Below are 10,383 nucleotides of genomic sequence, written 5' to 3'. Positions count from 1 at the left end.
ATATTATGGTCGTTGTAGGTGGTGTAATTCCAGCGCAAGATTATCAATTTTTATTTGATGCTGGCGCGGTAGCTGTTTTTGGCCCTGGAACAAAAATACGTGACGCAGCAATCAAAATACTTGAAATATAGCTCGAAAGTTTTGAATAAACCTTTTACAAAACAAAAAAATCACCTAAATGGTGATTTTTTTGTTTTTACAATGAATGTAAAAGATAATTACTTCTCGTTAAAGTTCGTCCAATACATCCGTATTGAATTTGAACAAACAAAAATTAAAATTTTAAAGTTTATTTTAGAAAATAAAAAAATACTAGATATTATGGACTGTTGCATTATTATCTGCAACAATAAAGGAAGTGTCATACCCGCCAAACATTTTCATATAACTCCTGATAGAGGTACCGTAAGCATCTCTAAAGTTGCGCTTGCCTTCGTGTCTAAAATATTTCTTTACCGATCCTGCGCCTCCTAAATGAGCAGCAGCTAATATTCCTGATTCGGTGATTCGGATTCCATTGAGCACTGTACCATCGTACTTCTCAATTTCTCTTTTTAATTCCCACTTGTTTTTTGCTAATAGTGCAATAAAAGCGCGTTCTTGTAATTCAGGACTATTCAAAAAGGTAGTACTACTCTTTACACCAACAGATTTTAGCGTTTCGGTACCAAATTGATATTTACCTAAATATCCAAGTGAATTGATTTTCTTGTATTTGCTTTCGGATTCTCGATGCCCGATCGCTTCTTTGAAGCCTATGAAAAAATTTCCTGTAAATGGAATATTCAAATTAGTGTATTCGCTTGCTTCTTCGGATGGAAATAAGTAATGTGTTCCATCTTCTTCATTGATTAGAAACCAAGGGCTGGTTTCTAGGTTAAAAGGTTTAAAACCTGAGCTTAAAAAAACTGTAATCACAGTTAGACTAGCATAAAAATACCACTTCTTTATCATAAATTGTTTTTCTTCAAAACGCTGTCCCGTTGAGAAATTTCTATGCACAAATATACAAAAAAAATAGCAAGCTTGATAATCAGCACGTTAAACTTATCTAAAAATAGATTAAGTGGTATTTAATACCGTTTAAGTGCGAGAACTCTATTGTAGGTGCAGGAATTTTGACCGTATTAAAAACCGAGAAAACCGTCTTCAAAAAATGAGAATTTGTTTTGATTTTTGTCAAGTCAACATCCAAACTAAAGTAAAACTGTCTATATCGTTGTGAATTAAAAGTCGCATCTGGAGCAAGTGTAGCGCTATTTCCCGTTACCATTCCTTCGGCACCATAACCCAAAGCAACATTCAACCATTTTGGTATTTTAGAATTTTTAGCAAAAGAATGTAGATTAATCGAGAGCCAATACGTTTGACCGTTATAATCCTTTATGATTTGTTCTGATACGGATTTCCCTAACACCGCTGGACGGTATTGCGCATAGGGTGAAGTATGGAAAGAAAATTTAGGCAGTATACGTTGTTCATTCCACAGTAATTCTTGCGATACATACAAGCCTGTTCCTGTAGCATTAGCAACAACATCGCCTAGAGAAGCTCCCCATTCTGCGGAGTATCCGTCCATAACCTCAACGGCTGTTAAGAATGCAAAACCCAATCCTGCACCATAAATCAGTTGATTTTTTTTAGAAGCTCCACTCCAATTGAGCATTTGAGCACTAAAACTACCCAATTGATAGGATGAAAATACATGGCCTACTTTGTCCATCTGCAACCACTCTGCATTATCATTTACAAAATGAAAATCAGATTTGGGATAATTGGCATACCATAACTGATTCAAAGCAAGTAATGTTCCTGTTGCAACCACAGCTTCGGAAATCAACACTGTTTTTTGCCTTTGCACTTGTATTGTATCCGAAGGTTTTAAAAACGTGTTTAATTTGCTTTGGCAAAAGCCAATTTGAAAAAACAGCACAGCAACAAACGTGTACCTTAAAGTAGTATTCACAACTATCTTTTTACACCTTGATTGTTAATCCAATCTGAATATTTTTTGGCGTTTACATTATGTTCTGGCAATGTAGCGGCAAATTCATGATACCCAAAACGGTCAACACTAGCGCAAAAATAAATGAAATCATTTTTTTCTGGATTTAAAACAGCCTCTAATGCAGTAATATCAGGCATAGCAATAGGTCCTGGAGGAAGTCCCACATTCATATACGTATTGTAAGGATGAGACATTGTCAGGTCATTATAAAAAACTCTCTTAATTACTTGATTAAAATCATTGGCTTTCTTTTTCATGGCAAAAATCACCGTGGGATCTGCTTGTAAAGGCATTTCTAATTTCAATCGGTTAAGATATACTCCTGCAATTCTTGGTCTTTCATCTTTTTTAACCGACTCTTTGTGAACAATTGAGGCTAAAATAGTAGCTTCAACTGGAGTAAGACCTTGCGCTTTTGCCTTTGCAGTTCGCTCTTCATTCCAAAAATTACGGTATTCTTTAATCATCTTGTCTCGAAACTTTTCGGCTGTGGTATTCCAATATATTTCATAAGTATTTGGAATAAACATAGCTAAAATATTTTCCTCATTAAATCCGTTTTCTTGTAAAAAAACTGAATCTTTAAATGTATTTAGCAAAACTAAACTATCCGCTTCAATTTGAGATCCTACACGACCTGCAAGATTTTCTATTCGTTCTTGATTGTTGAATGCTAATTTTACTGGCGAATTCAAACGTAGGGTTTTTACAAGATCATAGCTGCTCATTCCTTTTCTAAGTAAAAATCGACCTGGAATTACATTCTCAATATAGCCTCGCTTAGAAGCTACAAGCTCAAAACGCTCTAGATTTTCTACGTAAGGGCTTAAAATTTTCTTGACATCTTCATATTTAGAATCTGTAGGTACATAAACGTACACTTCTTGCTCAGTAAACTTAGTATTGGCAGAGAAAATTTGTTTTAATAAAATCATGCCGTAGATCATCAGTCCAGATATCAAAACAACTGAAACAATGCTAATAATTTTCTTAGTATTCATAGGGTGGTATTATTTTTTTTAAGCTTTTAGTTTTTTACGGAAGCATAAATAATTGATTTAAAAATACTTATATCTTAATTTGAAAAATTAAAATTTAGTATTGATAAGCTGGTACATGGCTTCATCTTTGTAATTTCCTTGATGCAAAGTCCAATCTTTTTTTATACCAATCATTTCAAATCCAAATTTAGTAAAAAGTGCGGTACTTGTTACATTTTCGGTACCAATATTTGCATATAATTGATGTAAATTTAGATTATAGAATGCATATTCGATTAATAACTCCAAAGCTTCGGAGCCTACATTCTGATTCCGGTTTTCGTTCTTTTGAATTACAATACCCACACCTGCCCTATTATTCTTTGGATCAAAATCAAATAAATCTATCAATCCTAGTGCAGGAAAGTCTTGGTCCTGACAAATGGCTAATCGCAATTGCTTAGCTTCGTAAATATCTTGATGTGCGTTTTCAAGGTATTGCTTCACTAGAAACCTACTATATGGAGTGTTTGTATTACTAACTTCCCAAATGCTTTGGTCGTTTTCAATTGCATAAATAAATTCCAAATCATTGGGTTCTAATGCCCGAATGTAAATATTATCACCTTTTAATGTTTTCATTTATTTTTTTCACAAAGTTACACAGAGATACACCAAGCTTGATTTTAATACAGGTTTCGAAAATTAAATCTCAATCGTACCTTGAAATACAAATTGAGCTGGGCCTTTAAGAAAAACATTGGTAAACACACCTTCATTGACATCAAATGAAACTGCTAATTTTCCACCTTCAACATTTAAGTTAATAGCAGTTGCAGTTGTTTTTCCTATTACATTCATGGCTATCGCAACTGCTGTAGCGCCCGTTCCGCAAGAAAGTGTTTCATCTTCAACACCTCTTTCATACGTTCGAAGAGAAAAGTTATTTCCATCAATTTGCTCAACAAAATTAATATTACTACCTGCTTGTCCGTATAAATCTCCGTATCTAATTGATGCGCCAATATTTTTTACATCGTAGTTTTCTAGATCACTAACCAGTTGCACGTGATGTGGCGAACCTGTATTTAAAAACACATAATCAGGAGTCACATTTACGGCGGCGACATCAATCATTTGCAGAGCTACAATTTCGTTTTCATCAACAGTAGCATGATGCAATCCATCTGTGGCTATAAATGTAGTTTTGTTTTCAATAACCTGAAGCTTTTTGGCGAAAGCCACTAAACAGCGTCCACCGTTGCCACACATAGAACTCTGGTTTCCATCTGAGTTGTAATACACCATTTTAAAATCGGTATCCAAGTCGTTTTCTAACAAAATCAAACCATCTCCTCCTATTCCAAATCGGCGGTCACACAGTTGAGCGATCAATTTTGTGTTCTCTTTTGGGAAAAATTCGGTACGATTGTCAATCATTACAAAATCATTGCCCGTTCCTTGGTATTTATAAAATTCTAATTGCATTTTTTATCGTGTTGAATGATACAAAAGTACGAACTATTAATGAAATGTTAATCATTGTTAAAGAGCGTTAAACTGTATTTTCACAATCAATTTTAGTTTTAATTTTACATGTAAATATCTTTAAAAACGAATTTAATTATGAAAAATTTTTCAACACTTTTTTTGGTTTCCTTGTTGAGCGGAGTAGTAACACTAGGTTCATACAAGCTATTATTTGACACCGATGGCTATTTTTCTAAAGATAAAGCCGGATTGGTTACCATGGCCTCTGATTCCTATAATAAAAGAGTAGGATTATCATCGGAAGTACTTGATTTTACTGAGGCTGCAGACAAAACGATACACACGGTGGTTCACGTAAAAAATGTTTCCAGAACAACCGTTTCTAATCCGATTCTGGAATATTTTTACGGCTTTCGTGGCGGACAATCACAGGAGCAAGTAGGAACAGGATCTGGAGTAATTATCTCTGAAGACGGGTACATTGTAACGAACAATCACGTGATTAAAGATGCATCTGAAATTGAAATTACACTCAATAACAAGAAATCATACAAAGCCAAATTAATTGGTACCGACTCCAAAATGGACATTGCTTTGCTTAAAATCGATGTGGGTGAAAAGCTTCAATACACGGCTTTCGCCAATTCTGATTCGGTGAAAGTAGGTGAATGGGTATTGGCAGTAGGAAATCCGTACAATCTGAACTCCACTGTAACAGCAGGTATCGTTTCGGCGAAAGCCAGAAATCTTGACACGAGCGGAATTCAATCGTTCATTCAAACGGATGCGGCGGTAAACCCAGGAAACAGTGGTGGTGCATTAGTGAATACTCGTGGTGAATTAATTGGTATCAATACGATGATCTCTTCGCCAACGGGAAGTTATACTGGATATTCATTTGCAGTACCCTCAAACATCACCCGAAAAATCATTGAAGATTTAATGGAATTCGGGAATGTACAACGTGGAATTCTAGGCGTTGAAGGTGGCGAATTAAACAGTATCTCATCTAAAGAGTACGGCCTTAGTTTGACTCAAGGGTTTTACATCAATAAAGTCACTAAAAATTCAGGTGCTGACAAAGCTGGTTTGGCCAAAGGTGATGTTATCGTGAAGATAGATGAGCAAAACATAGGCTCTTTTGCGGATCTTTCTGGTTATATCAATACGAAACGCCCAAATGACAAAGTTCAAGTGACTTATAGCAGAGACGGAAAAACGAAAACCGTTCCTGTAACTTTGAGTAAAAACGAGTTTTTTAATGCAGAGTTCAAAGGGATGACTTTAGAAAACATTGACGCAGCTGACAAAAAGAAATTCAAAATCGATTACGGAGTGCGCATCAAAGGCATTAGCGACCAAAAATGGCAGCAATATGAAGAGGAATTAGTGGGAAGTATCATTTTAAGTATCGATAATGTAAAAGCTACCAATGTAGAAACCGTATCAAAATTGATGAGTAAAATAGACGACAATCAAAAAGTGCGCATCGAATTGATCAGTAAAAATGGTGAACTGGTACGTTTCTATATGTAAGTTCATTTTTTAAAATTGAATACTAAGCCATCTTGCAAAACAAGGTGGCTTTTTTATTTTGTAAAAAAATCTTAAAACACGCTACGAAATCGATTGAAATGGGTACTTTTGCAAAAAATTTGTAAAAATATAACACCTTATTTTCCTTAAATTTTCAACATGGCAACTACAACTTTATACGAAAAAGAAGTCTCTTTGCAAGCCGACAGGCGACGTGCAGGAGTAAAACTGATTAAAATTATCAGTGATTTATGGTATGACAAATCGATTGAGATGGTCTTATTCCGCAATCAATTATTGGACAGAAATGTAAGTGACATTATCAATTTACACGAATATGCTGCTGAGTTTGTAGGCAAACCTATTTCAGTTTTTGATTCGGTTAAAATTGCAAAAGCTATTTTAGAATTGAACTTACTTCCTGCAAAATTAGACATCGGAAAACTTACGTATGAATATGGATTAGAAGAGGACAAATATCCAGATGCTAAGTATTTTGTAATCGACAAACTAAAAAACGCTAAAGATTCAGAAGAAATTCAGCCAAAAGATGTTGTCTTATATGGTTTTGGACGTATTGGTCGTTTATTAGCTAGAGAATTAATGTCAAAAACGGGCAAAGGAAGTCAATTGCGTTTGCGTGCTATTGTAACCCGAGATAAAAACGATGCGGTTTCTCTTGAAAAAAGAGCTTCATTGTTGCGCTATGATTCTATTCATGGAGATTTTGAAGGTTCAGTAACTGCAGATCCAGCAAACAATGCTTTAATTATCAATGGAACAACCGTTCATATTATTACTGCAAACGGTCCAGAAGAAATTGATTATACACAATTTGATATCAACAATGCTTTAGTAATTGACAATACAGGCGCTTTTACAACACACGAAGCCTTGAGCCGCCATTTAACTTCAAAAGGAGCCGATAAAGTATTGCTTACCGCTCCTGGAAAAGGAGTTCCTAATATTGTGCACGGTGTCAACCACAACGAGTACAACCCAGATGAAATCAATATTTTCTCTGCAGCATCTTGCACTACCAATGCCATAACTCCAATTTTGAAAGCGGTTGAAGATACCTTAGGCGTTGTTAAAGGACATTTAGAAACCATACATGCCTACACCAACGATCAGAATTTGGTAGACAACATGCACAAGAAATACCGCCGCGGAAGAGCTGCTGGTTTAAACATGGTAATTACCGAAACCGGTGCTGGAAGCGCTGTGGCAAAAGCGTTACCCTCATTAGAAGGGAAACTAACTTCTAATGCTATCAGAGTACCTGTTCCTAATGGATCACTTGTAGTTTTAAACCTTGAAGTATCAAAAACCACATCAGTAGCAGACGTTAATGCCATCATGAAAAAATATGCGCTAGAGGGAGAACTTGTAGAGCAAATTAAATATTCCATGAATAATGAGTTGGTTTCCTCAGATATTGTAGGAACAGCGCAACCTGCAATTTATGACAGTAATGCAACCATAGTTTCAAAAGACGGTAAAAACATCGTGCTTTACATTTGGTACGATAACGAATACGGATACAGCCACCAAGTAATTCGCTTGGCTAAATATATTGCTAAAGTAAGACGTTTCACGTACTACTAGCCTACCATTTACAAGTTGTGGTGGGTGGTTGTAATTTTTTTAGTTTTAGTAAATAGTTTAAATGGAAGACAGCCACTTCCCAACTTGAATAAAATAAAAAATCCGTCTTGTTCTTCAACGAGACGGATTTTTTGTTTATGCTTTTTGTTGTGGTACTGAATTGGCATGCAGATTTAGCTGATTTAGCAGATTTTCAACTTTAAAAATATTCAATCTAAACTCAGAGATTAAAAACTGAGACTGACCACTGAGACTGACCACTGAGACTGAGACTGAACCACAGATTTCACTATTTTTTTAGTTTTAGCTAATAGTTTTAAATTTAAAGCAACCACTTCCCAACTTGAGTAAAATTCAAAATCCGTCTTATTCTTCAACGAGACGGATTTTTTGTTTATGCTTTTTGTTGTGGTACTGAATTGGCACGCAGATTACGCGGATTTAGCAGATTTTCAACTTTATAAATATTCAACCTAAACTCCGAGATTAAATACTGTGACTAAATACTGAGACTGAAACTGAAAACTGAGACTAAAAAAACCTACTCCTTCGCCTTAGTCAAATAATAAATCGGGATACCAATAAGCATAATCAAAACACCCCAACCACAGGTTGTTGGTTTTGTGTACAATAACGCCAAACATATTGCCGAAGAAATCAAAATATATAAAGCAGGCAATACCGGATAACCAAAAGCTTTGTACGGACGCTCTGCATTGGGCATTTTTTTGCGCAAAATAAATATTCCTAATATGGTTAAGATGTAAAACACCAGTACAATAATCACCACAAAATCAAGTAAATCACCATACTTACCCGTCAAACACAAAGCCGAAGCCCAGATACATTGTGCCCAAATAGACCATTCTGGTACACTCGCTTTGTTTAACGAAGCCGCTTTTTTAAAGAAAACACCATCCTGCGCCATTGTATAATACACACGAGCACCAGCCATAATCAAACCATTGTTACAAGCAAAAGTCGAGATCATAATCATCACGGCAATAATCAAAGTACCTACCGACCCAAAAATAGTTTGCGAAGCCACCACAGCCACACGATCTGATTCGGCAGTAGCAATATCAAACAAAGGCACCACAGCCAAGTACATCACATTGGCAACAATATAAATCACACTCACTAATAATGTTCCTAGAAACAAACTCAAACCCACATTGCGTTTAGGGTTTTTAATTTCGCCTGCAATAAAAGTCACGCCTTCCCAAGCCACACTCGAGAATTGCGATCCCACAAAAGCCGCCGAAATACCCGATATCAATGCAATACCACCAATAGGCAACCACTCGCCAGTATCCACATTTAAACTTTGAGCCGACCAAGCGTTGGCCCAATTCGCATCCCATACCGCACTATCTGCTGCCATAAAACCAAAAATAATTAAACCCGCTAACGAAAGTACTTTGATCACCGTAAGCACCGTTTGTAAAATCTTAGAGTTTTTCACCCCGCGGCTATTGACATAACTCAACAGCACAATCGTAACAATAGATACAATTTGGGCAGCGTTTAGTTTAAAATCGCCTATTTCATACAAAATATTTTTATCACTCAAAGGCGCATACAAGTAAGCCGCAAATTTGGCAAAAGCCACACCCACAGCCGCAATAGTACCGGTTTGAATCACCGCAAAAAAGCTCCATCCGTACAAAAACCCAATCAGTTTGCCGTAAGCTTCCTTAATATACACATACTGCCCGCCCGCCGTAGGGAACATCGCGCTCAACTCGCCGTAACTCACCGCAGCAATCACGGTAATCACGCCCGTAAGCACCCACATAGCAATCAGCCAGCCGGCAGAGCCCAATTGGCGCACCATATCCGAGCTTACAATAAATATCCCCGATCCTATCATAGAACCCACCACAAGCATGGTCCCGTCAAGTAGTCCTAATTCTCTCTTAAAATTATCTGGTTTTTGGTCTTCCATAAAATGGTTTTTTGGTTAGTTGTGGGCTAAAGATATACTTTTTTTAGAAATCTAAATTCAGATGCACTTATTTTGGGCATGTCCCAGCTTCCGCACGGCTACAGCTGCGTCAGGCTATGCGCTTTATCTTTATTTTCTTAAAGAAAGAAAATAAAGGATGCCGCTCCTATCCTTCATGTAAAATCCTCCTTTTCAAGTTTAATCTCAAAAAAGAGAAGTGCTGCACTAGTGTTTTAAGTACGAAAAGCTTGCAATTAATAAAACACCTAGGCCGTTTTGTAATACTATTATACTTATATTTGAAAATCAATCACAATAACTGCAACCAATGCTTCCCTATTTCAGGGTGATGTGTTTAAACTAGTGGCATAAATTTCAAGAGAAATCGTAAAAATGAACAAGACCTATTTATATATTATATTTTTCCAATTTGGATTATTATTTTCTCAAAATACTAAAATTGATAAAAGACAAATAATTCCAAAAGAGATAGATTTTAATGGTAATGTTAAAAATATAACTTTAACAGTCTATGAATTAAATAAAAAAAAGGAAAAAATTGACACAACTAAAACTATTTCTGAAATACATTTTTCGAAGTTAAAAAAAATACTCAAAATAAATAAATTCGACAAATCTTTAGACAATTTGTGGAATATAACTGAGTTTGATGATTTAGAAAGAATTAAAAAAATTTCAAGAAAAAATGATGGCAAAATGTTTAATGCTGTCATGCAATATTTTTCTACTGAAAATGAATTTCCTGATTCAACTACCATAGACTTTAATGAAAATTATAAAGAAAAATATAT

Annotated in this window: 9 protein-coding genes; 3 read left to right on the top strand and 6 right to left on the bottom strand. The window is 35.7% G+C overall.

Annotated features, from left to right (window positions below):
- Positions 1-312 precede the first annotated feature (312 nt).
- The 5 genes from DNC80_RS09405 to dapF form a co-directional block, all read right to left on the bottom strand.
- Positions 313-954, bottom strand: a complete 642-nt coding sequence (locus DNC80_RS09405) for a peptidoglycan-binding protein LysM (RefSeq protein ID WP_144889072.1) — start codon at positions 952-954, stop codon at positions 313-315.
- 97 nt (positions 955-1,051) lie between these two features.
- Positions 1,052-1,966 (bottom strand): DUF2279 domain-containing protein, encoded by a 915-nt coding sequence (locus DNC80_RS09400; RefSeq protein ID WP_182650987.1) that lies wholly within the window; start codon positions 1,964-1,966, stop codon positions 1,052-1,054.
- Positions 1,967-1,968: 2 nt separating this feature from the next.
- On the bottom strand, positions 1,969-3,009 hold the full coding sequence (gene mltG / locus DNC80_RS09395) for an endolytic transglycosylase MltG (protein WP_182650986.1): 1,041 nt from the start codon (positions 3,007-3,009) through the stop codon (positions 1,969-1,971).
- Between the two features lie 87 nt (positions 3,010-3,096).
- A complete protein-coding gene (locus DNC80_RS09390; RefSeq protein WP_182650985.1) occupies positions 3,097-3,630 on the bottom strand; it encodes a GNAT family N-acetyltransferase in 534 nt (177 codons plus the stop codon).
- 63 nt (positions 3,631-3,693) lie between these two features.
- Positions 3,694-4,476 carry a diaminopimelate epimerase gene (gene dapF / locus DNC80_RS09385; RefSeq protein ID WP_182650984.1) on the bottom strand — a complete coding sequence of 261 codons (783 nt, stop codon included), beginning with the start codon at positions 4,474-4,476 and terminating at the stop codon, positions 3,694-3,696.
- A gap of 138 nt (positions 4,477-4,614) precedes the next feature.
- Here dapF and DNC80_RS09380 point away from each other — a divergent pair, with 138 nt between their 5' ends.
- Positions 4,615-6,015, top strand: coding sequence for a trypsin-like peptidase domain-containing protein (locus DNC80_RS09380; RefSeq protein WP_182650983.1), 1,401 nt, complete (start codon positions 4,615-4,617; stop codon positions 6,013-6,015).
- A 159-nt stretch (positions 6,016-6,174) separates the two neighbouring features.
- Positions 6,175-7,623, top strand: a complete 1,449-nt coding sequence (locus tag DNC80_RS09375; protein WP_182650982.1) for a glyceraldehyde-3-phosphate dehydrogenase — start codon at positions 6,175-6,177, stop codon at positions 7,621-7,623.
- Between the two features lie 541 nt (positions 7,624-8,164).
- Here the strand turns inward: DNC80_RS09375 and DNC80_RS09370 are convergent.
- The gene (locus DNC80_RS09370; protein ID WP_182650981.1) at positions 8,165-9,571 is read right to left on the bottom strand and encodes an APC family permease; all 1,407 of its coding nucleotides are present in this window, start codon (positions 9,569-9,571) and stop codon (positions 8,165-8,167) included.
- Between the two features lie 393 nt (positions 9,572-9,964).
- Between DNC80_RS09370 and DNC80_RS09365 the strand changes: the two genes are divergently transcribed.
- The coding region (locus tag DNC80_RS09365; protein ID WP_182650980.1) for a hypothetical protein at positions 9,965-10,383 on the top strand (419 nt) is incomplete at its 3' end.

This window comes from Flavobacterium sp. SOK18b, from assembly GCF_014156605.1.
Lineage (GTDB): Bacteria > Bacteroidota > Bacteroidia > Flavobacteriales > Flavobacteriaceae > Flavobacterium > Flavobacterium tiangeerense.
Note: the sequence above shows the minus strand (reverse complement) of the source record. Positions and strands in the feature narration are given on the sequence as shown.

Coding starts and splice junctions, on each gene's coding strand:
- DNC80_RS09405 (WP_144889072.1), bottom strand. CDS start 954: ATGATAAAGAAGTGGTATTTTTATGCTAGTCTAACTGTGATTACAGTT.
- mltG (WP_182650986.1), bottom strand. CDS start 3,009: ATGAATACTAAGAAAATTATTAGCATTGTTTCAGTTGTTTTGATATCT.
- DNC80_RS09390 (WP_182650985.1), bottom strand. CDS start 3,630: ATGAAAACATTAAAAGGTGATAATATTTACATTCGGGCATTAGAACCC.
- dapF (WP_182650984.1), bottom strand. CDS start 4,476: ATGCAATTAGAATTTTATAAATACCAAGGAACGGGCAATGATTTTGTA.
- DNC80_RS09380 (WP_182650983.1), top strand. CDS start 4,615: ATGAAAAATTTTTCAACACTTTTTTTGGTTTCCTTGTTGAGCGGAGTA.
- DNC80_RS09375 (WP_182650982.1), top strand. CDS start 6,175: ATGGCAACTACAACTTTATACGAAAAAGAAGTCTCTTTGCAAGCCGAC.
- DNC80_RS09370 (WP_182650981.1), bottom strand. CDS start 9,571: ATGGAAGACCAAAAACCAGATAATTTTAAGAGAGAATTAGGACTACTT.